This is a genomic window from uncultured Arthrobacter sp., assembly GCF_947495145.1.
GTDB lineage: Bacteria > Actinomycetota > Actinomycetes > Actinomycetales > Micrococcaceae > Arthrobacter_D.
The window spans coordinates 56,494-81,330 of record NZ_CANLXP010000003.1 but is presented as its reverse complement, the minus strand read 5'-3'; the positions used below and the strand labels follow the sequence as shown (position 1 = coordinate 81,330).

General features: G+C 64.3%; 21 protein-coding genes. 6 read left to right on the top strand and 15 right to left on the bottom strand.

Annotation, left to right across the window (positions count from 1 at the left end; all coding sequences use genetic code 11):
• Positions 1-2: 2 nt before the first annotated feature.
• The 11 genes from Q0877_RS03135 to ffh form a co-directional block, all read right to left on the bottom strand.
• Complete coding sequence (locus tag Q0877_RS03135) at positions 3-716, bottom strand: ribonuclease HII (protein WP_299165670.1); 714 nt, start codon at positions 714-716, stop codon at positions 3-5.
• Positions 713-1,519 (bottom strand): signal peptidase I, encoded by an 807-nt coding sequence (gene lepB / locus Q0877_RS03130; RefSeq protein ID WP_299165668.1) that lies wholly within the window; start codon positions 1,517-1,519, stop codon positions 713-715. The genes Q0877_RS03135 and lepB (Q0877_RS03130) overlap by 4 nt, the downstream gene beginning before the upstream one ends.
• Positions 1,520-1,536: 17 nt before the next feature.
• Entirely contained in the window at positions 1,537-2,247 is a 711-nt protein-coding gene (gene lepB / locus Q0877_RS03125; protein ID WP_299165667.1) for a signal peptidase I, read from the bottom strand.
• A 15-nt stretch (positions 2,248-2,262) separates the two neighbouring features.
• Entirely contained in the window at positions 2,263-2,622 is a 360-nt protein-coding gene (gene rplS / locus Q0877_RS03120; RefSeq protein WP_299165665.1) for a 50S ribosomal protein L19, read from the bottom strand.
• Between the two features lie 202 nt (positions 2,623-2,824).
• Positions 2,825-3,613: a tRNA (guanosine(37)-N1)-methyltransferase TrmD gene (trmD, locus tag Q0877_RS03115; RefSeq protein ID WP_299165664.1), complete on the bottom strand. Its 789-nt coding sequence runs from the start codon at positions 3,611-3,613 to the stop codon at positions 2,825-2,827.
• Positions 3,613-4,203, bottom strand: a complete 591-nt coding sequence (gene rimM, locus Q0877_RS03110; protein ID WP_299165663.1) for a ribosome maturation factor RimM — start codon at positions 4,201-4,203, stop codon at positions 3,613-3,615. The genes trmD and rimM overlap by 1 nt, the downstream gene beginning before the upstream one ends.
• 88 nt (positions 4,204-4,291) lie before the next feature.
• Entirely contained in the window at positions 4,292-4,534 is a 243-nt protein-coding gene (locus Q0877_RS03105) for an RNA-binding protein (RefSeq protein ID WP_026543804.1), read from the bottom strand.
• 1 nt (position 4,535) lies between these two features.
• Positions 4,536-4,940, bottom strand: a complete 405-nt coding sequence (gene rpsP / locus Q0877_RS03100; RefSeq protein ID WP_299165662.1) for a 30S ribosomal protein S16 — start codon at positions 4,938-4,940, stop codon at positions 4,536-4,538.
• 186 nt (positions 4,941-5,126) lie between these two features.
• Complete coding sequence (locus Q0877_RS03095) at positions 5,127-6,011, bottom strand: VOC family protein (RefSeq protein ID WP_299165661.1); 885 nt, start codon at positions 6,009-6,011, stop codon at positions 5,127-5,129.
• A gap of 86 nt (positions 6,012-6,097) precedes the next feature.
• A complete protein-coding gene (locus Q0877_RS03090; protein WP_299165660.1) occupies positions 6,098-6,814 on the bottom strand; it encodes an alpha/beta fold hydrolase in 717 nt (238 codons plus the stop codon).
• Between the two features lie 61 nt (positions 6,815-6,875).
• On the bottom strand, positions 6,876-8,462 hold the full coding sequence (gene ffh, locus Q0877_RS03085; RefSeq protein ID WP_299165886.1) for a signal recognition particle protein: 1,587 nt from the start codon (positions 8,460-8,462) through the stop codon (positions 6,876-6,878).
• 114 nt (positions 8,463-8,576) lie between these two features.
• On the opposite strand from ffh, the gene Q0877_RS03080 reads away from it, so the two are divergent.
• The gene (locus Q0877_RS03080; protein WP_299165659.1) at positions 8,577-10,022 is read left to right on the top strand and encodes a glucose-6-phosphate dehydrogenase; all 1,446 of its coding nucleotides are present in this window, start codon (positions 8,577-8,579) and stop codon (positions 10,020-10,022) included.
• 91 nt (positions 10,023-10,113) lie between these two features.
• On the opposite strand, the gene Q0877_RS03075 is transcribed toward Q0877_RS03080, so the two are convergent.
• Together Q0877_RS03075 and Q0877_RS03070 are read right to left on the bottom strand one after the other, a co-directional pair.
• Positions 10,114-10,452, bottom strand: coding sequence for a P-II family nitrogen regulator (locus Q0877_RS03075; RefSeq protein WP_299165658.1), 339 nt, complete (start codon positions 10,450-10,452; stop codon positions 10,114-10,116).
• Positions 10,449-11,756 carry an ammonium transporter gene (locus tag Q0877_RS03070; RefSeq protein ID WP_299165656.1) on the bottom strand — a complete coding sequence of 436 codons (1,308 nt, stop codon included), beginning with the start codon at positions 11,754-11,756 and terminating at the stop codon, positions 10,449-10,451. The genes Q0877_RS03075 and Q0877_RS03070 overlap by 4 nt, the downstream gene beginning before the upstream one ends.
• Positions 11,757-12,027: 271 nt before the next feature.
• Between Q0877_RS03070 and Q0877_RS03065 the strand changes: the two genes are divergently transcribed.
• On the top strand, positions 12,028-13,767 hold the full coding sequence (locus tag Q0877_RS03065) for a hypothetical protein (RefSeq protein WP_299165655.1): 1,740 nt from the start codon (positions 12,028-12,030) through the stop codon (positions 13,765-13,767).
• Positions 13,768-13,840: 73 nt separating this feature from the next.
• Here Q0877_RS03065 and ftsY read toward each other — a convergent pair whose 3' ends face one another.
• A complete protein-coding gene (gene ftsY / locus Q0877_RS03060; protein WP_299165654.1) occupies positions 13,841-15,046 on the bottom strand; it encodes a signal recognition particle-docking protein FtsY in 1,206 nt (401 codons plus the stop codon).
• A gap of 131 nt (positions 15,047-15,177) precedes the next feature.
• Between ftsY and Q0877_RS03055 the strand changes: the two genes are divergently transcribed.
• Positions 15,178-16,380 (top strand): MFS transporter, encoded by a 1,203-nt coding sequence (locus tag Q0877_RS03055; protein WP_299165885.1) that lies wholly within the window; start codon positions 15,178-15,180, stop codon positions 16,378-16,380.
• Here the strand turns inward: Q0877_RS03055 and smc are convergent.
• Positions 16,355-19,927 (bottom strand): chromosome segregation protein SMC, encoded by a 3,573-nt coding sequence (gene smc, locus Q0877_RS03050; protein WP_299165653.1) that lies wholly within the window; start codon positions 19,925-19,927, stop codon positions 16,355-16,357. The two genes, Q0877_RS03055 and smc, sit on opposite strands and share 26 nt — an antisense overlap.
• Before the next feature lie 282 nt (positions 19,928-20,209).
• Here smc and Q0877_RS03045 point away from each other — a divergent pair, with 282 nt between their 5' ends.
• From Q0877_RS03045 to Q0877_RS03035, 3 genes are read left to right on the top strand one after another with little or no spacing between them, the layout of a single operon-like run.
• The gene (locus tag Q0877_RS03045; RefSeq protein WP_299165651.1) at positions 20,210-21,232 is read left to right on the top strand and encodes a 3-oxoacyl-ACP synthase III; all 1,023 of its coding nucleotides are present in this window, start codon (positions 20,210-20,212) and stop codon (positions 21,230-21,232) included.
• Complete coding sequence (locus Q0877_RS03040; protein WP_299165650.1) at positions 21,226-23,826, top strand: alpha/beta fold hydrolase; 2,601 nt, start codon at positions 21,226-21,228, stop codon at positions 23,824-23,826. Before Q0877_RS03045 ends, Q0877_RS03040 begins: the two co-directional genes overlap by 7 nt.
• A complete protein-coding gene (locus Q0877_RS03035; RefSeq protein WP_299165649.1) occupies positions 23,823-24,794 on the top strand; it encodes an NAD(P)-dependent oxidoreductase in 972 nt (323 codons plus the stop codon). Before Q0877_RS03040 ends, Q0877_RS03035 begins: the two co-directional genes overlap by 4 nt.
• Positions 24,795-24,837 lie beyond the last annotated feature (43 nt).

Sequence of the window (24,837 nt, the reverse complement as noted above, 5' to 3'; positions counted from 1 at the left end):
CATCATCCCCCAATTTCGGCTGCAGGCATGCCCGGATCGGCGCCCATACTACCCAGACGCCACGTCCGCCGATGTTCAACGCTGGACCCGAGACTGTCAATCGCGGCACGGTGCGCGGCTGTCGCATATCCCTTATTGATTTCCCAACCGTAGCCGGGATAGTTCTGAGCAAAATCGACCATCAGCCGATCACGTTCCACCTTCGCCAGCACACTCGCCGCGGCAACGCTCAGGCACTGCAGATCCGCCTTGATCCGGGTATGGACCGGGGCATCACAGTGCACTTCGACGGCTTCTGCATCATCGAACAGGGAGCCCTGCGAAAGCGGTGCCAACCAGTTGTGGTTACCGTCCAGAATGACCGCTTCCGGGTGGACATCCCGCGTCGCCTGCGTCCAGGCGCGGTTTCCAGCGGTGCGCAACGCGGCCATCAGCCCGGTGGAGTCGATCTCTGCCGCCGAAGCGTGTCCCACTCCGTGCGCCACTGCCCACCGTCGTATCCTGGGCACCAGCGCCTCCCGGTGAGGCGCAGCGAGGAGCTTGCTGTCACGGACGCCGCGCAGCGGCTTCACTGCTGTCAGGTCGACGACGACAAGCCCGACAGTGACCGGTCCTGCAAGGGCTCCGCGGCCTACCTCGTCACATCCAGCCAGGAAACGGTGCCCTTCTGCCAGGAACGACCGTTCATAGCGCAGCGTAGGTGCCTTCCCTCTCACGGCGTCGCTGGTTCCCGTCCGCTGCTGCTTTGTGGTGCATCAGGTACGTCAGCGAAAACGTCGGGGTAGTTGCCCAGGAAGCCCATGCGATCCAGGGGCCACGCAATGACCGCAGCCTTGCCCTCGACGTCATCGACATCGATGAAACCGCCGCCGGGCTTACCGGTGTTGGCGCGGGAATCCGCGGACGCGTTTCGGTGATCGCCCATGACCCAGATCTTTCCTTCCGGCACCGTGACGTCGAATGGCATATCCGAGGGACTGGCACCGGGGAAAAGGTACGGCTCGTCAAGAGCTTCGCCGTTGACCGTGAGTCGGCCGTTCGCGTCGCAGCAAATCACGCGGTCGCCCTCCAGACCGATAACGCGCTTCACCAGGTGCTGCTGGGACTCATCCGGCAGCAGCCCGACGAAAATGAGCGCATCTTTGAACCAGTTACTGGACGCCGTTCCAGCGGCCGGCTCCGGAAGCCAGCCCTGGGTATCGCGAAAGACGACAACATCGCCTCGCTTCAGCTCGAACGGTTCGGGAACGAGCTGATTTACGAAGATGCGGTCGTCGACCTCCAAAGTGTTTTCCATGGATCCTGAGGGAATGAAAAACGCCCGGAAGAGGAAGGTCTTGATGAGGAAGGACAGCAGTAACGCGACTGCGACGATGATGAGAACTTCCTTGGCCCAGCTGCCCAGGCTGCGCGCCACTGACCCACCGGACGGGGCCTCCTCGTCCGGACCGTCGAAACGGGGCGTACCTGCCGGATCTTCGGCGCCGTCGTTCGGGGTCCCCGGGTGGGCTTTAGCCATTATGTGTTGTTCCTCTGCTATGCGTTCCGGGCGAAACCGGCCGACGGCGGGTGATCCGACGGGCGTGGGATTGTCGTGAAGCGTTCGAAGCGCCAGAGCACATGGGTAGCCCGGCCGACGACCCGTTCCTCGGAGACAAGGCCACCGCCAGGGGCGCCCAACAGCGCCCGCGAGTCGAACGACTCCGACCGATGATCACCCATGAGCCACAACTTACCTTCCGGGACGACGACCTCGAACTCCGTGTCACTTGCCGCGTCCATGGAAAAAACGTAGGGCTCCTCGATGGCGTTCCCGTTGACTGTCAATCGCCCGGCGGGATCGCAGCAGGCGACGGTGTCACCGCCTGTTCCAAGCACGCGCTTCACATACGTTGTCTCGGAGGTGCCGAGGCCGAAGAAGTGCGCTGCATCGATAAACGTCTGCCTCAGCCCGCCTTCGCCGAGCGGGGCGAACGATCCCCTACCGTCGAAGACGACGACGTCGCCGGGCTGGATCTCTCCGAACGCGTAGTCGGTTCTGGATACCAGGACCCGGTCGTCCTCCTTGAGCAACGGCTCCATTGACCCGGACGGGATGTAGAAGACATCGACGAGGAGCGCACGGACGGCGATGACGGCAACGCACACGAACGCCACCGTGCAAAAGGCGAAGCGCCAGCCCGTGGTGCCGGGCCAGCGCTTCGGCTGGTGCCTGGAGGCTTTCCGCTCAACGGAAGATTCAGGCATGGGTAGAAAGGAAAGTTACTTGGCGGTCTTCGGATCGCGCTTTTCCTTGATCTTCGCAGCCTTGCCGCGGAGTTCGCGCATGTAGTACAGCTTCGCGCGGCGCACGTCGCCCTTGCTGACAACCTCGATCTTGTCGATCACCGGGGAGTGCACCGGGAAGGTACGCTCAACGCCGACGCCAAAGCTGACCTTGCGCACCGTGAAGGTTTCGCGGACGCCGTCACCCTGGCGGCCGAGAACGAACCCCTGGAAGACCTGAACACGGGTGTTCTTGCCTTCGATGATGTTGACGTGAACCTTCAGGGTGTCTCCCGCGCGGAAGTCGGGAACGTCGTTACGCAGGGAAGCTGCGTCCACATTGTCGAGAATATGCATCTGATTGCTCCTGGTGAACGCCACGGGTCATTCACGTTGGTCACAACGACGAAGACCTGCACGCAGGCAATTGCCGTTGAAGATTAGATACCGGTGCACCCTTTGGCGGATTCCGGTGTGCCGACCTGTTGGCTACGCTCCCCCTGTGGCAGGCGCGCACCGGTTGGCACGAACTTCAATTATGCCACAGCGAACTCAGCACTCAGGAATCGGACGACGGCGGTGCCGGCGCCATTCTTCCGTGCACCACGGTGTAGCCCTCAGCGGCCAGTACTGCCAGGTCGGCTGGCGTAAGCTTTCCCGCGTCCAGCTTCGCCAGCAGATCCGGCCGTCGGGACGCAGTCCTGCGCAGCTGCTCATCCCGCCGAAATCGCGCGATCCGGGCATGGTTGCCGCTCAGAAGTACTTCGGGGATGTCCAGCCCGCGCCAGGACGATGGCTTCGTGTACACCGGATATTCCAGCAGTCCGTCGGAATGCGACTCCTCCACAAGCGACTCCGGGTTCCCTACGACCCCGGGCAGCAGCCGTGCCACCGCCTCTACAATGGCGAGTACGGCCACCTCCCCGCCATTCAGTACATAGTCGCCCAGGCTGAGCGGGCGTACGTCGAACGATCCTTCGGCCCACTCGAGAACCCGCTCGTCTATCCCCTCGTAGCGGCCGCAGGCGAACACCAGGTGCTCTTCCCGTGCCAGCTCGTGAGCCATCGCCTGCGTGAACACCGCTCCGGCCGGTGACGGGACAATCAGGACCGGCCGCGCGTCTTGCCGCACGCTCTCGAGTGCCTGCGCCCACGGCTCCGGTTTCATGACCATACCCGCGCCACCGCCATATGGAGTGTCATCAACGGTACGGTGCCGGTCAGCTGTGAATTCGCGGAGGTTGTGAACCGTGAGGTCGAGCAATCCGTCCTGCCGGGCTTTGCCGATCAGCGAAAGTTCCAGTGCGGCGAGGTACTCCGGGAAGATACTGACGACGTCGATGCGCACTAGCTTTCGCCAGCCTTCTTTGCGCTGTCATCCTCGTCCTCACCGGACACCGTCTCACCGGGCTCCGCCTGGTTGGAGCCGGGCAGGTTCAGTTCGAGCAGGCCCTCCGGCGGGGTAAGAACCACGAATCCTCCCTCGACATCTACCTCGGGAACAATCTCCTCGACGAAGGGCACCAGGATCTCCTCGCCGTCCGACCGCTCGATGATGAGCAGATCCTGGACTGTCATGGTGCGCAGCGCGCTGACGCGGCCGACGACGTCGTCTCCGACGCGTGCCTCGAGTCCCACCAATTCGTGCTCGTACCAGGCATCGCCGTCGTTGTCAGCAGTGTCATCCGATTCGATGAAAAGCTGTGCACCGCGCAGCAGCTCGGCCGCATTCCGGTCCGGCACTTCCGCAAAGCCGAGAACAAGAATGTCTTTGTTCCAGCGCGCGCTGGAAACAGTCAGGGGTCCCTGCGCAGCCGGCTCAACCCGGAATACCGCCCCTGGCTCGAACCGCTCCTCAGGCGCGTCGGTGAAGAGCTGGACGGTTACTTCCCCCCGAATGCCGTGGGGCTTTCCGATACGGGCGACCTGCAGATCCATGGGTTCTCCGGTTTTTAGATGGCGTGTCAAACAAAAATCCGGCCCCAACACCTGCGTGTGGGGCCGGACTTCAAGCATGTGCTGCTGATCAGCGGCGGCGGTCGGTATCCACGACATCGACCCGCACCGGCTCGCCATCCGCCAGTGCGGAAATGACGGTGCGCAATGCGCGTGCCGTTCGGCCCTGACGACCGATTACACGGCCGAGGTCTTCCTGATGCACACGCACCTCGAGGGTCTCACCGCGACGGTTCGACTTGGAGGAAACCTGCACATCATCAGGGCTGTCCACGATTCCGCGGACGAGGTGCTCCAGCGCTTCAGCAAGCAATTTACTCAGCCTCGGTGGCAACAGCTTCAGGCTCGTCGGCCTTCTTGTTCTTCGGCGTGATCGCCTCGGGAACGATGACGGAACCCTTTTCAGGGGCCGTGAAGGCCTCCTTCGGAGCCTTGGTCTTCAAGGTGCCTTCCTGGCCCTCGATACCCTTGAACTTCTGCCAGTCACCGGTGATCTTCAGGATCGCGGCAACCTGCTCAGAGGGCTGTGCGCCGACGCCGAGCCAGTACTGCGCACGGTCGGACTTGACCTCGATGAACGAGGGCTCTTCGGTGGGGTGGTACTTACCGATTTCCTCAATGGCACGGCCATCGCGCTTGGCGCGTGAGTCCATGACGACAATGCGGTAGTACGGTGCGCGCATCTTGCCGAAGCGCTTCAGGCGAATCTTTACGGCCACTTGTGTGGTCACTCCTTGTTGATCAAAGGGCGAATCCCGGTTTCTGCACCCGTGGGGCGGGCCATACATTTGGGGGTTCTAGAGGACACAACGCACGCAGAGAGAGGGGCTGCGCGGATTGGGTACTAAGCCATTGTGCCAGAAGTTGGTGCCTGCATGCGACTTCTCGCAGTACCGGACCGGCTCCTAGCGGACAGCGACCCTGAGCTTGTTCCGCCACGGGTCTTCAAACCGCAACTCCCGGCCGGTGTGATGGTGCTTTATGCCGGCACCCTCCAGCCGTTCAGCAAGCGCGCCGACCTCATCGGAATGCGGCACCTGGATGAGGACCTCCCCGAGCCCGAGGGTGTCCTTGCGCGGACCCGCCCCCCGGCTGTTCCAGACATTCATCGCCATGTGGTGGTGATAGCCGCCTGCAGAGACGAACAGTGCCTGGCCGTGCCAGCCTGCAGTGCGCTCGAAACCGAGTGTACCCACATAGAACTTCTCCGCTGTTGCTACGTCCCCTACCTGCAGGTGGACGTGCCCGACGTCGGCCGCCGACTTCTGCTGGTTCGTCACCGACTCTTCGGTGAGGTTGCTTTCGAGGTACTGCTGCGGCGGAAGCGGCGCATTGTCCATGACCACGGTGCGCCGCCCCTCGCTTACAGTCCAGTCCCAGGTATCCCTTGGCTTGTCGAAGTAGAGTTCAATTCCATTGCCTTCAGGATCCGAGAAGTAGAAGGCTTCACTCACCAGGTGGTCCGCGCTTCCCACATAGCGGCCTTCTGCCGACTGAGCGACCTGGGCGGCGGAGGCAACCGTTGCGGCAAGATCTGCCCGATCGCCGAAAAGAAGCGCTGTATGGAAGAGTCCAGCCTCGGTCGGGGCCGGAAGTTTCAACCCGGCAGCCGGGGCGAGATGAATCAATCGCTCGCCGGCCCGCCCCAGGTACAGCCCGCCGTCGGATTCGGCGACGTCGACAAGGCCGAGCGCATTCCGGTAGTAGTTGGCCATGCGGTCAAGGTTTCCGACCTTGAGCATCACCGTGCCCATCATCGTGTCCGCGGGCAGCAGATCCTGAGCGTTCATCGTGTCCTCCAAGCGATGGTTCACCTCATGGCAACTACTTGAAGGTTAAAGTTATTCCCTCCGACCGGCCCCGTCAATGGCGCCCGTCAATTCACCCGGGCGGTGCCCACCCCAGTATGCTTTCGAATGAACTGCCGGATGAGTGCATCACCTTCTTCAGTGTCCTGAGGACGGTGTCCGCCTCCAACGATCCTGTGTACCGCTCCTGTTTCTGCCAGGTACTCAGCGACTTCTTCATAGACCGGTTCCCAACCACCGGTCAGGACGAGGGTGGGAACCCCGGGCACGATGGTGAGCGGTGCGGTCCAGGGCGGCGCCTGCAACCTGAGGCGGAGTGCGCGATGATGGTCTACTGCCGTGTTCAACGGCGGCGGCTCGGAGGCGAAGACAGCCCGGGCGAATTCCCTGGTGAATTCCGCGTCGGTCACGTCGGCTGCGCGTTCGAACAGCGGCTCGACCCGGGCGCGGTGCGCTGCTGTTGCGGGCAACTCCTTGGTGAGGGACAGGCACGCCGGCTCCGCCAGAACCAACGACCGGACCAGCTCAGGCCTTTCAACGGCCAGCATCATCGCCGCCACGGCGCCCTGCGAGGCCGCAACCAGATGACCGCCCTGCCCCAGCGCCTCCTCAAGGATGTGCTGATCAGCGTAGAAATCTGTTGGGAGCGGAGCAGCAACGGGATCAAAGCCGTGCCGGCGCAGAAAGAGGCAGTCAAACTCGAGTGCCATTCCGTGCTGCCGCGACCAGGCTGCCGCGCCAAAGCTTCCGGCTCCGTGGACAAAAACCACCCGATCGCTTTTCATGACATCAACCTAGCTGCCGCCTCTGACGAAACCGGCCGGGGGTTCGGAAGCGCTGAAGCGCCTATTTCCCGAGGAACTTCTCGAAGCCCTTGGGGAGGTTCAGCGATGAGGGATCGAAGTCGTTCTGCTGGCCGAAGGCTGCACCTGTGGGAACGGATGCACGCTGACCGTTCCGGCGGGCCTCGGCAGCAGCGGCCTCCTGCGCGGCCTTGGCGGGATTTCCCGAGCGCGGCTTTTTCTTTCCCTTGGCAGCAGCCTTGCCCTTCCGTGCACCGCCACCGTTGAAGCCGCCCGGGCCCGGCATTCCGGGCATACCGGGGATGCCGCCGCCGGCAGCCATCTTGCGCATCATCTTCTGCGCCTGCCCGAAACGCTCCAGCAACCCATTCACCTCGGAGACGTGGACGCCGGAGCCGCGTGCAATGCGGGCGCGTCGTGAGCCGTTGATGATCTTGGGGGCGACGCGTTCATGCGGCGTCATGGAGCGGACAATTGCTTCCACACGGTCAATCTCGCGTTCGTCGAAGTTCTCCAGCTGCTGCCGCATGTTGGCCGCGCCGGGCATCATCATGAGCATCTTCTTCATCGAACCCATGTTGCGGATCTGCTGCATTTGGGCGAGGAAGTCGTCGAGGGTGAAGTCTTCCTGGTCGGCGAATTTCTTCGCCATCCGGGCAGCCTCGTCTTTGTCCCATGCCTGCTCGGCCTGCTCGATCAGGGTGAGTATGTCACCCATGTCGAGAATGCGGGAGGCCATGCGGTCCGGATGGAAGACCTCGAAATCCGTCAGTGCCTCACCTGTGGAAGCAAACATCACCGGCTTGCCGGTGACCGACGCCACGGAGAGCGCGGCACCGCCGCGTGCATCGCCGTCGAGCTTGGTCAATACCACGCCGGTGAAATTGACACCCTCGTTGAAGGCCTGCGCAGTGTTCACTGCGTCCTGACCGATCATCGCGTCAATGACGAAGAGCACTTCATCGGGATTGACGGCGTCGCGGATATCCGAGGCCTGCTGCATCAACTCGGCATCGATGCCGAGGCGACCGGCGGTGTCCACTATGACGACGTCGTGGAGCTTGGTGCGTGCCTCGGCGACGCCCTGCCGGGCGACTTCAACGGGGTTGCCGGTGGCGGCCTCGAATTCGGAGCTCACGCCCGGGTGGGGCGCATAGACAGGAACGCTGGCCCGCTGCCCGTTAACCTGCAGCTGCTTCACGGCATTGGGCCGCTGGAGGTCACACGCCACCAGAAGCGGGCTGTGCCCCTGACCCTTCAGCCACTTGGCCAACTTGCCCGCCAGGGTGGTCTTGCCCGCGCCCTGCAGGCCGGCAAGCATGATGACCGTCGGAGGATTCTTGGCGAGGCGGAGACGGCGCGTCTCGCCACCGAGAATGCCCACCAGCTCCTCATTCACAATCTTGACGACCTGCTGTCCAGGATTCAGTGCCTGGGATACTTCAAGACCGAGGGCCCGTTCCTTAACCTGCGCGGCAAACGCCCGCACCACAGGCACGGCGACGTCCGCGTCGAGCAGGGCGCGACGGATCTCGCGGACCGTTGCGTCGACGTCGGCCTCCGACAGGCGGCCCTTGCCCCGGAGGTTCTTGAAGGTCGCTGTCAGCCGGTCTGAGAGTGAATTGAACACGGTGCGTGAACTGCTTTCCTCGAACTCAAGTGGATTCAACTATCTAGGGTAGCAACTGGGTTCACTCCTTTCGGGCAGCAGACAGCCACCCCCTGACAGTGGCAGGGTGTAAGGGTGACTACTCATGCGATTGATGAACAGGCATCCGGAAACCAATTTCGAGGCCAGGCAATCAGGACGCTGCTGATTCTCGGTGCTTCGGGTGACCTCACAGGCCGCCTGCTGCTGCCGGGACTCGCGCGGCTTGTGAGGAACGGCAAAGCAGAGGGAATCACCCTGGTGGGAGCGGGTTCCGACGCGTGGAACGCTGAGGATTGGCAGAGGCGGCTGGATACGTCCTTCGCCGCCGCCACGCCTGACTCGGGCGCCAGGAACGACGGCGGAGCGCTGGAACAGATCTGCGCTGCCAGCAGCTACCATCAAGTTGATGTGACTGCACAGGGTGCGCTGGCGGAACTTATCGCAGGGCTTCAGCCTCCGGTCGCCATTTACTTCGCGTTACCGCCGGCCGTCAGCGAAAAGGCCTGCGCCACGCTCGAGCCCGGGGATCTGCCCGAAGGTTCACGTCTGGTGATGGAGAAACCGTTCGGTACCGACAGGGAATCGGCGGCCCGACTCAACACGGTGCTCAGCCGGCTTGTGCCGGAGGACCACATCCACCGGGTTGATCACTTCCTCGGCAAAGCGACGGTACTGAACATTCTCGGGCTGCGTTTCGCTAACCGTCTGCTGGAGCCGGTGTGGAACAGCCTGCACATCGAATCCGTCGACATCGTCTTCGACGAGAAGCTCACCCTCGAGAACCGCGCACGCTATTACGACGGCGCCGGTGCTTTGAAGGACATGATCCAGAGCCACCTTCTGCAGGTGATGGCGCTGATCGCGATGAACGCTCCGTCAACCCTGCATGAGCGGGACCTGCGGGACCATATCGGATCGGTTCTCAGGGCGAGTTCCGTACATCAGGATTTCCGCTCCAGTACCCGGCGGGCGCGGTACACGGCCGGCAGCATCGACGGACGCGACGTTCCCAACTACGTCGATGAGAGCGGTGTCGACAAATCCCGGGGCACTGAAACGCTGGCGGAGATTGTGGTGTCGATTGACAACGATCGGTGGGCAGGAGTTCCGTTCCGGTTGCGCTCAGGGAAGTCACTCGGCCGAACCCGGAAGGAAGCGGTGATCACCTTCAAGCCGGTGAATCACCTGCCTGATGGTTTCACCGGGGTGGACTCCCCCACACAACTCCGGATCGGTTTCGGCCCGGACACGCTCCAACTGGATATTGACGTCAACGGGCCCGGGGATGTCTTCTGCCTCGACCGGACAACACTTCAGGCCGAGCTGAACGCGTCGGAGCTTCTGCCCTACGGCGAAGTCCTCGACGGCGTGCTGTCAGGTGACCCGACATTGTCCGTCCGCGGGGATACCGCTGAGGACTGCTGGCGCATCGTGGAGCCGGTACTGGCCGCGTGGAAAGCCGACGAGGTACCGATGGATGAGTACCCCGCCGGGTCCGACGGACCTGAATCCTGGGCGTTGCATAGAGATGATGCGTAACGATCCACCGAGGTGGCATCTGCGGAATGACGCAACTGTGGCGGACTGGTATGCACCAGTCCGCCACAGTTTTTCGGGGGGTCACATCGAACTACAGGGCCGCGTCGCCGCGCTCTCCCGTCCGGACCCGGACGGCGTCTTCGACAGGGAGGACCCAGACCTTTCCATCGCCGGCGCGGCCGGTGTTTGCCGTCGAGACAAGCACGTCCACGATGTCGGTGACCGACGCGTCTGCGACCAGAACCTCGACGCGGGCTTTCTGCAGCAGATCCACCGTATACTCGGCTCCCCGGTAAACCTCCGTGTGGCCCCGCTGGCGACCGTAGCCGCTCGCCTGGGTGACGGTGAGGCCCTGAACCCCGTAGTTCTCGAGTGCTCCCCTCACACTGTCCAACTTGTCCGGACGAACGATCGCTGTCACGAGTTTCATGAGTTCACCTTCTGTTGCGCCGGGTCGGCGGCGGGCGCCTGGGCAGTTGCAGAGAACGGGTGGAATTGCCCTCCGACACCGAGCCCGCCGAATTCGTATGCAGTTTCTGCGTGTTCGGAAAGGTCTACGCCAGACACTTCGTTGTCAGCTGTGACCCGGAAGCCGATGGTTTTGTGGATAGCAAGGCCGATCAATGCGGTCATCACCGCGGACAGGGTTACCGCTACGAGGACGGAGACGATCTGTGCAACGAGCTGGCCGCTTCCGCCCCCGTAGAACAGCCCACCGCCGTCGCCATCAACGGGTAGCGCAATGAAGCCGATCGCAACGGTTCCCAGGGTTCCGGCAACCAGGTGCACGGCCACCACGTCGAGGGAATCATCGAAACCGAGCTTGTACTTCAGACCTACTGCCAGCGCGCATACCGCCCCGGATACCAATCCGAGACCCACAGCGCCGATTGGACTCACGCTTGCGCAAGCGGGGGTGATTGCAACCAGGCCGGCGACGATACCCGAGGCTGCGCCAAGGGAGGTGGGACGGCCATCACGGAAACGCTCCGTGACCAGCCAGCCAACCATTGCCGCCGCAGGTGCTGCCATGGTGTTCACCCAGATCAGCCCTGCCTCCTCGGCAGTACCTGCGGCACCGCCATTGAACCCGAACCAGCCGAACCACAGCAGCGCCGCTCCAAGCATGACGAGTGGAACGTTGTGCGGACGGTGCGCCGGGTCCTTGCCGAAGCCCTGCCGCTTTCCGAGAATGATCGCGAGGACCAGGGCCGCAACGCCGGCACTGATGTGGACGACGGTTCCACCGGCGAAATCAATGGCTTCACCAACTGCACCGCCGATGGCGCCTTCAGCGCTGAGCAGCCCGCCGCCCCACACCATGAATGCCAGCGGGCAGTAGACGGCCGTGACCCAGATGGGCACGAACAGGGACCAGGCGCCGAACTTGGCGCGGTCGGCGATTGCGCCGCTGATCAGGGCGACGGTGATGATAGCGAATGTCACGCCGTAACCGGCGCCGATCATGTCTTCAGTGCCGATGAGCCCATTAAGGCCGAATGAGGCGAAGGGGTTTCCGAAGACTTGGGCAACCCCGTCGCCCCCGGTCATTGAATAGCCCCAAAGCACCCAGACGATTCCCACCAGCCCGACGGCGATGAAGCTCATCATCATCATGTTCAAGGCTGCTTTGGCACGGGTCATGCCGCCGTAGAAAAATGCCAGTCCGGGGGTCATGAGCAATACCAGGGCGGCGGAAACCATGACCCAGACGTGACCTGCTGTCAGATCCATCGTTACGTCCTCTCGCGAGTGGCGGGCACTTCCCGCTGAAAGAAGTTTCACAATCGCGTGTTTCGGCACCTTGGGAATTGTGTTGCCGGGACGTTACGGCGGACCCGCTGGAGTAAAGAATGCAAATCGGCGAAGTTTCGAACATGTTTCAAGAGGATCCCGGGGCGCCTTCCTGACGGCCTTAGCTCGTTGTCATCGGCCGGCGCTCGGACGATAGTCCAGAAGCGGTTAAGCTGGATTGACGCTGGATCCCAGCCTGATATGGAGAAGTATGTCTCACCCGCCCAATGAATCGAACTACCCGTCACCCCGAGACGGACACGAAGCAGACCCGCCCCGCCGCCGTCGTCCAAGTCCCCGCATCCTCGTGGGCACTTCCGCAGCGCTGGCTGCGTTGGTAGCGGCCGGCTTGATCGGCGTCTCTGTGATCGGGAATGATGGCCGGACTGACCAGGGCGTCGACATCGGCACGCCTCCGCCGGTCTCTGGCGCGACGCCGCCGCCATCCATCGCTAATGAGACATCGCCTCCTGCACCAGAGGCGCTTCCTCCTGCCCCCACTGTGTTCTACCAACAAGCGGGGCCACCCGCGGGGTCTCCGCTGGAGGCCGTCGAGCCGATGTCCATCGACGTCAGTAACGAACAAACGGGCACCATGCTGCCTACCGGCCTCATCGGTATCTCTCTTGAGGCCACGGACCTTGCGAGTCCTCAATTGTCGGGCGACAACGCCGAAATCGTTTCGAGTCTGACAGGACTGGGGAAGCCGATGCTCCGGTTCGGCGGCAACGCGGTGGATCGCCGATTTTTCTGGACCTCGACCGGTGAGCCGACTCCGTCCAATCTCACCGGAGATGAGGCGCACCCCGTTCGCGCCGTGGGTCCGGCTGATCTCGAACGGATCAATACCCTTCTCGAGGCCGCAGACGCGACCATCAGTCTGACCGTTGACCTCGCCCATTTTGACCCCGCACGGGCGGCCGACATGGCGAAGCACGCGACCGGTATTTTTGGAGACCGGTTGGTCGGCATCACGGTCGGTAACGAGCCAAATGGATATCCAAGCACCGGGCTTCGTCCGGACGACTGGGGCGTGGAGGAGTATCTCGGCGAACTGAAGCAGTATGCAGACGCCATCTACGCAGTCGCCCCCGATGTGCCCATTGTTGGCCCGGGTACCTATTCCGAGTCCTGGTGGGAACCGTTTGCGCAGGCCGACCTGCCGCAGGAGAAAGTCCTGTCATTTCATCATTACCCGCTTTCGCAGTGCGATGGTGCAAAGGACCCTCTGGGAGAGCCGATCATGGAGAACCTGATGGCTGCGCCGATCCACGAGCGGGCGCAGGACTACCGGTTGCAAGCGATGGCGCCCGCCAACGCGGCCGGCTTGAGCACGTGGATCCCCGAGACCGGCATTTCCGCCTGTCCGGGATCGAATGAAACCACTGAAACCCATGCTTCCGCGCTCTGGACCGTGGATTACGCGCTCAGCGCCGCAAAGCTCGGTATCCCGAAGCTCAGCTTCCATAGCTCCCTCATCACCTGCCAGGGCGGACCTCCCATGTCCTCCATCTGCACCGGCGGCGCGTACCTGCAGCCGGACGGCACCTTCCATGAGCGGGCCAACTGGTACGGCCAGTCACTCGTCGCGGAGATGCCCGCGGGCTGGTTCCTCGAATCATCGCAGAGCGGCGGCGGCCTTGCCTACAGCTACGCCGTTCAGCACGACGACGGCAGCCTGAGCGTCATTCTGGTCAATGAGAACAATCCGGAGACGGCCGCGCAAACCGATGTCACAATCAGCTTGCCGGACGGCGCGCACACCGGAGTCATGACGCAGATGAACGGGCCTTCCTACGGCGCCGAGAATGAAACGCTGATTGATGGACGGGAAGCTCCGCCGATCCCAGCCGCCGACCGCCCCTCAATTCCGGGCTTTGTTCCGGGAACTACTGAAGTCGCTCTCCCGATCACGGCGGGTACGGCAACTGTCTTCACGTTCACGTTCTGACACAGCGTCAGCTGGAAAGAAAACGCGCCGGAGAGGCATCCTCTCCGGCGCGTTTTCCGTTGGCAGGCAGCGGTCAGTTCAGCAGCGCGTCGACGAATTCCTCAGCGTCGAAAGGCGCCAGGTCATCAGCGCCCTCACCCAGACCGATCAGCTTGACCGGCACCCCCAGCGAGCGCTGGATTGCGACGACGATGCCGCCCTTGGCGGTGCCGTCCAGCTTGGTCAGGACAATTCCCGTGATGTTGACGACCTCAGCGAACACCTTCGCCTGATTCAGTCCGTTCTGACCGGTAGTGGCGTCAAGGACGAGCAGCACCTCATCCACGGTGCCCTGCTTCTCAATGACGCGCTTGACCTTGCCGAGCTCGTCCATCAGGCCAACCTTGTTCTGCAGGCGGCCGGCCGTGTCGATCATAACGACGTCGACCTCGCCTTCAATGCCGGCCTTGACAGCCTCAAAGGCCACCGAGGCAGGATCGGCGCCGTCGACGTCGGACTTCACTGTGGGTACCCCGACCCGCTGTCCCCAGGTGGCAAGCTGCTCGGCAGCGGCTGCGCGGAAGGTGTCGGCGGCTCCCAGGAGCACATCCTTATCCTCGGCGACGAGGACGCGGGCGAGCTTCCCGACCGTAGTGGTCTTGCCCACGCCGTTCACCCCGACAACCATGACGATGGCTGGGCGGTCGGCGTGGCGGTCCGTGGCCAGCGAACGGTCCATCGTGGGGTCCACGAGCTTGATCAGCTCTTCACGGAGCATCCCCTTGACCTCTTCCGGACTGCGGCTGCCGGCGATTTTCACGCGTTCGCGAAGGGCGTCCACGAGTTCGCCGGTCGGTGCGGTGCCCAGGTCGGCCAGGAGAAGGGTCTCCTCAATCTCGTCCCATACGTCCTCATCGATGCGGTCCCGGGACAGCAGCGCCAGGAGCCCCTTGCCGAGCGCGTTGTTGGACTTCGCGAGCCGGGCGCGCAACCGGGCGAGGCGTCCCTGCACGGGGTCCGGAGTCTCGACCGGTATGGTCTCGACGCCGGTTTGCGTCTCCTCGAGGTCACGCAGGTCATCCGGAACGACGACGTCGGGTCCGGTATCGAGGTCACCGGGCCTTTCGAGCGTGTCGGTTCCTGCGCCGCGTGAGGCGAGGCCGCCGTCGTCGTCGAGGTCGCGGGTGGTGGTGTAGGTGCCCGGGGGCGTGCGGCGGGAGCGCACCAGCAGGGCCGCCAGCGACCCAAGCACGGCCAAGGCTACGACTATGTAAATAGCTATCGGAAGGATCTCATTCACGCTCCCAAGCTTCTCACACGGCCACCGGGCGGGCCCGGCCGAAGAAACTGGGAGAATCATGAATCGTGGTTGCTTTCAAAAACTTTCCCGGGCGGGCCAGATTCCGAGCGCGTGCAGAAGATCGGCCGCGCCTGCCGCGCGAACTCAAGGTACTGATTGCCGCGGCTTTCGTGATCGCGATCGGTTTCGGGCTGGTTGCACCGGTGCTCCCCCAGTTTGCGCAGAGCTTCGGAGTGGAGGCAACGGCCGCGGCCGTCATCGTCAGCGCGTTCGCGTTCACGCGGTTGGTCTTCGCCCCGGCCGGCGGCAAATTCGTCGAACGCCTCGGCGAACGGCCCGTCTATGTGGCCGGACTGCTGATCGTGGCCCTGTCAACGGCGGCGTGCGCGTTTGCCGCCGACTATTGGCAGTTGCTGATCTTCCGGGGGCTCGGCGGTATCGGCTCCACCATGTTCACCATTTCCGCGATGGGCCTCATCGTCCGGCTGGCGCCCGCCGGGATACGCGGACGGGTGACGGGCGCTTATGCCTCCGCCTTCCTCCTCGGCAGCATTGCCGGGCCGTTCCTGGGCGGCCTGCTGGCCGGGTTCGGCCTACGTGTTCCGTTCCTTGTCTACGCCGGCGCCCTGCTGGTGGCTGCCGCGGTCGTCTTCTTTCAACTCAAAGACACCACCACCACCCGGGGCGGCCGCAAGGGTGGTACTGCCCAGCCCGTGCTCACGGTGCGGGAGGCGGTCAGGAACTCGGCATACCGGGCCGCACTGGTCTCAGGGTTCGCCAACGGCTGGGCATCGTTCGGGGTCCGGATGGCGCTCGTCCCGCTATTCGCGGCGGCGGTACTCGGCGCCGGACCCGAAGTGGCGGGCATCTCGCTGGCCTTCTTCGCAGGGGGTACAGCGCTGGCGCTCACCGTATCCGGCAGGCTCGCTGATTCACTGGGTCGGAAACCACTGGTGCTCACAGGGCTGGCAGTCAACGGCGCCGCCATGGCCTGCCTGGGCCTGACCGGCGATGTGACGACGTTCCTCGCCGTCTCAGCGGTTGCCGGCATTGGTGCGGGAATCCTCAATCCCGCTCAGCAGGCTGCCGTCGCCGATGTCATCGGGAACGACCGAAGCGGCGGCAAGGTGCTGGCAGCCTTCCAGATGAGCACCGATACGGGAACAATCTTCGGGCCGATTCTGGCCGGGCTCCTTGTGGATGCTTTCTCCTACGGCTGGGCCTTCGGGCTGACCGGCGTCACGGCGCTGGCGGCATTCCTGATGTGGACGGCCGCCCACGAAACGCTGGCGGACGCGGACCGGTCCGTCAGGCGTCGACCAGCCGCTGGCTGATCACCGTGGACACGCCGTCACCCCTCATCGTTACGCCATAGAGCGCGTCCGCTACCTCCATGGTGCGTTTCTGGTGGGTGATCACGATGAGTTGGCTCGATTCCCGCAGTTCCTCGAAGATGGTGATCAATCGGCCAAGGTTGGTGTCATCCAGTGCCGCCTCCACCTCGTCCATCACGTAGAACGGTGACGGGCGGGCCTTGAAGATCGCAACCAGAAGCGCGACGGCGGTGAGTGACCTCTCGCCGCCGGAAAGCAGTGAGAGCCGCTTGATCTTCTTGCCGGCCGGCCTCGCCTCCACTTCGATGCCGGTGGTCAGCATGTCATCTGGTTCGGTCAGTACCAGGCGGCCCTCGCCGCCGGGGAACAGGCGCCCGAAAACCCGCTCGAACTGCTCTGCCGTGTCGCGGTAGGCGGCGGTGAACACCTGTTCCACCCGCTCGTCGACCTCACGGATGATGTCGAGCAGGTCCTTCCGGGTGGCTTTCAGGTCCTCCAGCTGGGTGCTGAGGAACTGATGGCGTTCCTCCAGCGCCGCAAACTCCTCAAGGGCCAGCGGATTGACCTTGCCGAGCGCCGACAGGTCCCGCTCGGCCCGTTTGAGGCGCTTCTCCTGCTCCTGCCTCACGAAGGGAACACCCTCGCGCACGGGATTCCCGTCGTCGTCGACCGTTACCCGCAATTCCGCCCACTTGTCTGCCGCGCTGGGTGCGGCCGGAACAGGCTGGTCGGGACCGTACTCAGCGAGAAGATGGTCCGCAGTGAGTCCGAGCTCATCGATGGCCCGGTTCTCAAGAGCCTCGATCCTGAGGCGCTGCTGGGCGCGCGCCAGTTCATCCCGGTGCACGGAGTCGGTCAGCTCCGCCAGCTCGGTGAGCAGCGACTCATTGCGGCTGCGGACCGCGGAAAGCTCCGATTCCCAGGCCGTCCGCACTTCTTCGGCGGCATCGCGCGCCCGGCCGGCCCGCTCAACAGAGATGTCGAGAAAGGCGAGCGCTTGCTGCGCAGCCTGACCCACCGCAGCGGCCTTGGCGCTCTGTATCCGCCGGACCCGTGCCCGTTCCGCCGCCTGTTCCCGCGCCGTCCGTTCGGTCTGTGCAGCATGTTCAAGGGACGCAGCCCGGTTGGCGGTTGCGCGCAGCTGCTCCTCAGCGCTGCGCAAGGCCAGCCTCGCTTCCATTTCCGCCTGGCGGGAGTGCGTGGCAGCCAGCGCGAGCATGTCGCGCGTCTGGGTGTCGGGCTCAGCCTCCGTCGGTGCGTCCTGCGCCTGTGCCAGCCGCGCGGTGATCTCCTCAAGCCGGTCCTGCTCTGCGGCAAGGTTTCCCTCCGCTGCCTCGGCCAGGCGGGTCAGCCGTTCTGTTTCACCGGACGCCGAACGCAGCACCGACCCGAGCTGGCCCAGCTTCTCGGCGACGGCGGCGAGACGGGCATCTGACTCGTGAAGCCGCTCCAACGCTGCATCTGCCCGATCCTGTGCCTCCTGCCGCCGCGCGGCCGCCGCGGAGAGTCCGAAGCGCGAGCGCTCGTACCGTTCGGTGGCGGCGCGGAGGGCTTCGGTTGCGTCATCCACGGCAGCCTGAATTTCGAGCGTCCCCGGCGCTGCGGCGGTACCTCCGCTCACCGATACCGCTGTGTAGACGTCGCCTTCGCGGGTCACTGCCGTCAGTAGCGGGCGCTGTTCCACCACCTCGGCGGCGTCGCTGAGAGAATCAACGACGACGACGGCGGCCAGCAGCGTTTTGACGGCACCTTCCAGCCCGCCCCGGGCGGTAACCAGCGAGGCCGCTGCACGGACGCCGTCGGGCAGTGCTCCGGCCTCCGCTTCAACCGGAGATGATCCGGCAACCAGTAACGCAATCCTGCCGGCGTCGTCGTCCTTCATCCGATGAAGCGCAGCACCGGCCCCTTCCAGTGAATCCACTGCCACACCCTCGGCAAGCGTGCCGAGCGCTGCCGCGATCGCGGTCTCGTAGCCGGGCTCCACCGAAAGCAGTCCGGACACGGGACCAATCACGAAATCGAGGCCGGCGTCCAGTAGTGAGCGCGACCCGTCCTTGCGCTCCAGACCCAATCTCAGCGCTTCGATGCGTGCGTGCAGGGCGTCGCGCTCCCGCTCCGCCGCCCGTTCCTCCGTCCGCAGCTCCTCGAGCGTTGCAAGCACGGCGTCGAGAGCGGCGCCTGCTTCCTCGTAGTCGGCGTCGAGGCTTTCTTCGCCTTCCTCCGCACCCGCCACCTGTGATTCAAGCGCGGTGAACTCGCTTTGCGCGTGACGACGACGCTCACCCACTTCGACGACGGATCCCCGTAGCCTTCCAAGCTCCGCCTCTGCCGCCTCCACCCGGGAGCGTGCCGCGCCCACCTGGCCAGACAGCTTCGCCAAACCCTCGCGCCGGTCCGCAGCCGCGCGCAGGAGGGAGGCGAGGCGCTGCTCCTCGGCTGCCGCTGCGTCTTCCGCTTCCGCACGCTGCTCAAGCGCGTCCTCAAGCATGTCCGACCGCTCGGCGATAAGTTCCTGCAGCTCAGCCTCTTCCGCACGGACAAGCGCGGCCTGCCGGTCCAGCTCATCGGGATTGCGCCCTGTCTCCCCCGCAGGGTCCTCCGACCCCAAGAGACGACGCCGCTCGTCGGCCAGTGCGCCCAGGGAGCGAAACCGTTCGCGCGCGGAGGAAAGACGGTACCAGGCGTCGCGCGCTGAGTTCAGGCGCGGCGTCGCCTCTGCGGCAAGGCGCTCGAGTTCGGCCTGCCGGGACCGCGCCGATTCCAATTGGGCTTCGACTTCCGTCCGCCGGTCCTTCAGCGCCGCCTCGTCAGCAATCTCCTGTTCAAAGGAAGCGGTCAGCTGGACGAGGTCGTCCGCCAGCAGTCGGGCACGCGCATCGCGGGCCTCGAACTGCACCTGCTGGGCACGGCGGGCGACGTCAGCCTGCTTCCCAAGGGGAGTCAGCTGCCGTCGAAGCTCGCCGGTGAGGTCGGTGAGCCGGGTCAGGTTTGCCTGCATCGCCTCCAGCTTGCGGACAGTTTTCTCCTTGCGACGGCGGTGCTTCAGAATCCCGGCGGCTTCCTCAATGAAACCGCGGCGGTCTTCGGGGGTTGCGTGCAGGATGCGGTCAAGCTGGCCCTGCCCGACGATGACGTGCATTTCCCGCCCGAGCCCGGAGTCGGAGAGGAGTTCCTGGATGTCGAGCAGCCTGCAGTTGCTTCCGTTGATGGCGTACTCGGAACCACCGGCGCGGAAGAGCGTGCGGGAAATGGTGACTTCCGAGTACTCGATGGGCAGAGCCCCGTCGGCGTTGTCGATGGTGAGCGACACCTGGGCACGGCCCAGCGGCGGCCTGCCGGAGGTGCCGGCGAAGATGACGTCCTCCATCTTCCCGCCGCGCAGTGTCTTGGCCCCCTGCTCGCCCATCACCCAGGCCAGGGCGTCGACAACGTTGGACTTGCCGGACCCATTGGGGCCGACGACGGCGGTGACGCCGGGTTCAAAGTCAAAGGTCGTTGCAGAGGCGAAGGACTTGAAGCCTCGAACGGTCAGACTTTTCAGGTGCACGGTTCTCGGGATCTCCAGAAAGGGATTATTAGCCTCAATCTACTGCGTCCGCGGCAGATACAGCAGCATTTCCGCGGGCATCCCGGCCCCTGGCTCAGGAAAGCCAAGATGCCGTTATCGGCTGGAGGAACTAGGCTTTCCTCAGGATCGTTAGTAACCGAAGTATGCTTATCATTCTCAGATTGGCATCAACTGCCGGCAAAGCGCTATCGGTTCCGGTGCAGCGAACAGCGGACCAGCGGACTACCCCGCGAGGGAACAGACGGACACAAGGCGGGAAATTTGACCGGTAATTCCAACTTCCGACATCACAACACCGCGCTCCTGGGCGTGGAAAGTGTTGAGGCACCGGTCATTGTTAGTTCAGCAGAATTCGATCGCATCCTCTCACCGGCGTTGAAGCGCCTGCGGCTCTCCAAGGGTCTCCTTCAGCGCGTCGCCGGAATAACCGAGCGGCGCTGGTGGGCGCCCGGGACGGGGTTCGAGGACGGCGCCATCGAAGCGGGCGCGAAGGCCCTCGCGTCCTCGGGAATCGAAGCCTCGCAGATCGGACTGCTGATCAACACGTCCGTCTCGCGAACCAACCTCGAACCATCTGTCGCTGTGAAGATTCACAATGGCCTTGGCCTCCCGTCCTCCGCCATGAACTTCGATGTGGCTAACGCCTGCCTCGGATTCGTCAACGGCATGACCCTCGCAGCGAACATGATCGAAGCCGGTCAGATTCAGTACGCGATGGTCGTGAACGGCGAGGACGCACAGGCAACCCAGGAAGCCACTCTCCGCAGGCTGAATGAGCCCGGCGCTACGCGGGAGAGTTTCATGCAGGAGTTTGCAACGCTGACTCTCGGTTCCGGCGCCGCTGCCGCAATCCTCGGGCCCGCGGACCTCCACCCCGGCTCCCACCGCGTCCTGGGCGGGGTGGCACGTGCCGGAACGGAACATCACGAACTTTGCGTCGGAGGCATTGACGGCATGTATACAGATGCGCAAGGGCTTCTGGACGGCGGCCTGGAGCTCGTGGTTGATGCCTGGACGGAGGCCCAGCAGGACTGGGACTGGGCGGACATGGACCGCTATGTAACCCACCAGGTGAGCACCACCCACACCAAAGCGATCATCGAGGCCGTCAAACTCGACTTGGCCAGGGTTCCCCAGACCTTTCCCCTGTGGGGCAATGTCGGGCCCGCGTCGCTGCCCATGACGTTGGCGGCGGAAGCGCAGACCCTAACCACCGGCGACCGGGTGCTGTGCATGGGGGTCGGCTCAGGACTCAACACGGCGATGCTGGAGATTGCGTGGTAGCACTTCCCGGCGTCGACCCCTCGTGGTCGGCCTACCTCGACGTGCCGTCAACCGCCGGCGTGGATCCGGCTGGAACGATCAACCGGTGGCATTATCTGGACAACCTGCCTTCCCTTACCGGCGATCTCCGGGGCACGCTTCTGTGCGTCCATGGCAACCCCACCTGGTCCTATCTCTGGCGCAGCCTCCTCGGGGAGGGCGCCCGACACGGCTGGCGGGTGGTCGCCGTCGATCAACTGGAAATGGGATTTTCGGAGCGGACGGGTCGAAAACGGAGGCTCACTGACCGCATCCGCGACCTCGAGGACTTTGTGTCCTCGCTTGGCCTCAGCGGACCGTTCGTCACCGTCGGACATGACTGGGGCGGCGTCGTCAGTCTCGGTTTCGCGGACCGCAATCGTGCGGACCTTGCCGCAGTGGTTCTCACCAACACGGCAATTCATCAGAATCCGGACTCCCCCATCCCCGCACCCTTGCGCCTCGCGCTGAGCGGAGCTGTCCACCGGCTGGGAACGTCCACCACAACCGCTTTTCTCGACACAACGCTCGCTCTTGCGCGGCCGCGTCTGGCCGCGGATATACGGGCGGCTTATCGGGCGCCCTACCGCACCGCGAACCGGAGACGGGGCATCGAGCAGTTCGTCGCTGACATCCCGGTTGGCCCCGAGCACCCAAGCCATGCTGAACTGATCCGCATTGCGGAGGGGATCCGCAGCCTCGACGTGCCTGTTCTCATGCTGTGGGGGCCGGGCGATCCGATTTTTTCGGATACCTATCTCGATGACCTCGCCGAGCGCCTGCCTGAGGCGGATGTGCACCGGTTCGAGGGCGCCGGCCACCTCGTCGCTGAAGACCGTAACATCGCCGAGCCCATCTTCGATTGGCTGCAGCATCGCACCGCCAACGACGACGGCAGACAAGACCGGCTCTCCGCCGCCTCATTCACACCGCTGTGGCACCAGATCCGGGAGCTCGGCAACGGATCCACTGCGGATTCACTGGCCGTCGCCGACATGGGACAGGACGGCGTGGTGGCACGATCGCTCTCCTGGAGCGAGCTGGACACACGCGTAAGCAGCCTCGCCGCAGCACTGAACCGCATCGGCGTCGCTGCCGGAAGCAGGGTCAGCCTGATGGTTCCGCCGGGCATCGACCTGACAATCCTGATCTACGCCTGCCTGCGCCTGGGGGCCGTCATTGTGGTGGCCGACGCCGGGCTCGGAGCACGCGGCCTGAGCCGGGCAGTACGCGGCACCGTGCCGGACTTCCTCATCGGCATCGAGCGGGCGTTGGTTGCCGGACGGCTATTCGGCTGGCCGGGTGTGCGGGTCAGCGTCGGCTCCCTATCGGACCTGCGGGCGCGCTTCCTCGGTGTGAGCCACCGCCTCGAAGACCTCGTTGCGGAGAACTCCGCTTTTGCCGGTGGTGATCCCCATCCCGACTCCGACGCGGCGATCCTCTTCACCTCGGGATCAACCGGGCCCGCCAAAGGGGTGGTGTACAGCCACCGCCAGCTTTCCGCGATGCGGGATACTCTCGCTGCCACGCTTGATCTGGTGCCCGGCAGTGCGCTGGTTGCCGGTTTCGCGCCGTTCGCACTGCTCGGCCCTGCTCTTGGAGCAGCCTCGGTGACCCCGGATATGGACGTCACCGCCCCGCGGACTCTCACCGCACGTGCGTTGTCTGATGCGGCAGCAGCAATCGACGCCACCACGGTCTTTGCTTCTCCTGCCGCTCTGCGCAATGTTCTCGCCACCGCCTCGGGCATTACGGCCGACGGTGAACAGGCGCTGCGGAGGATAAGGGTTCTGCTGTCCGCAGGGGCGCCGATCCCCGTAGAGCTCCTGGAGCAACTGCAGCCGTTGGTGCCTGAAGCATCGCTGCACACGCCGTACGGCATGACCGAAGCTCTGCCCGTCACCGACATCCAGCTGGAGCAAATCCGCGAGGCTGGTGCCGGAACAGTAACGGGAGCGGGCAACGGTGTCTGTGTGGGCAGGGCTGTTCCGGGTGCCGAGATCAGCATCAGTGCACTGGATGCTGCGGGTCTTGCGGCCGGTGAGCCTTCGGATAGTCCTGGGGTGACCGGTGAAATACTCGTCCGCGCTCCGCACGTCAAGGAGCGGTACTACCGGCTTTGGATTACCGAACGAGCTTCCTCCCGGACCGCGGGCTGGCACCGCACGGGCGACGTCGGCCACCTCGACGCAAACGGCCGGCTCTGGGTGGAGGGCAGGCTTGCCCATGTGATCACTTCCGCGGACGGCGTGCTGACTCCCGTGGGTTCCGAACAGGCGATCGAACAGCTCGAAGAGATTCGCCAGGCGGCCGTGGTGGGTGTGGGTCCGGCGGGCACGCAGGCCGTCGTCGCCGTCGTCGTCCCTGCCAGTGACGCCGATGGCGCGGCTCTTGCCCCGGACAGCCTGGCTGAGCGGGTCCGGGAATCTGTTCGCCCAGGCGGGGTCCAACTTGCTGCTGTACTGAAGCTTTCTACGCTTCCAACCGACATCCGGCACAACGCGAAGATTGACCGAGCTGCAGTGGCCGTGTGGGCCGGAAGCGTTCTTGAGGGGCGCGGAAAGAAGAAGCCGTGAAGGTCCTTGTCACCGGAGCGAGCGGAATGCTCGGGGGTGCCGTGGCCTCCCTGCTTGTGCAGACCGGGAACGCTGTCCGAACCTTTCAGCGCCGGCCCTCAGGCGTGCCGGGGGCTGTGGACGTGGCCGGTGAGCTGAGCGACCGTGCAGCTGTGCAACGTGCCGTCAAGGGAATCGATGCAGTCGTTCACCTCGCGGCCAAGGTGTCCTTCACCGGCGACGCGGCGGATTTCCACCGGGTCAACGTAACCGGCACCGCCGAGCTGCTGGAGACAGCGCGGAGAGCGGGCGTCCAAGGGTTTGTTCACGTCTCCTCGCCGTCAGTGGCACACGTTGGGCGGTCCCTGGTGGGGGTCGCTGCCGAACCCGCTGACCCTGAGCACGCTCGCGGGTCCTATGCGCGCACCAAGGCGCAGGCGGAACTTCTGGCGCTGGAGGCGGACGATGGCCGGATGCCGGTCGCCGTCATCCGTCCGCATATCGTCTGGGGACCGGGTGACACCCAACTGGTGGAACGTGTCCTCACCCGGGCAAGGTCCGGCAGGCTGCCGCTGCTTGCCGGTGGCACCGCGCTCGTTGACACAACCTACGTGGACAATGCGGCGACGGCGATCGCTGCCGCTCTTGAGCGCCTTGAACACGTTCACGGGGTGCCGCTGGTGGTGACCAACGGGGAACCGCGGCCCATTGGCGAACTCCTTGCCCGCATGTGCGCGGCGGGAGGCGTCCCGGAGCCCCGGAAGTCTGTTCCCGGCTGGCTCGGCAGGACGGCAGGCAGCGCTGTAGAAACTCTTTGGCGCCGTTCCAGGGCTGACAGTGAGCCTCCGATGACCCGCTTCCTCGCGGAGCAGCTCTCCACGGCTCACTGGTTCGACCAGCGGCGAACGCGAGCACTCCTTGACTGGAAGCCCGGGGTGAGCCTGGACGATGGCTTTGCACGGCTCGCACAGCATTATGGCGGCGCCTGACCGGTACCCGGCGGGTAAAGCGAAAGGGAGAACCGGTTTCCCG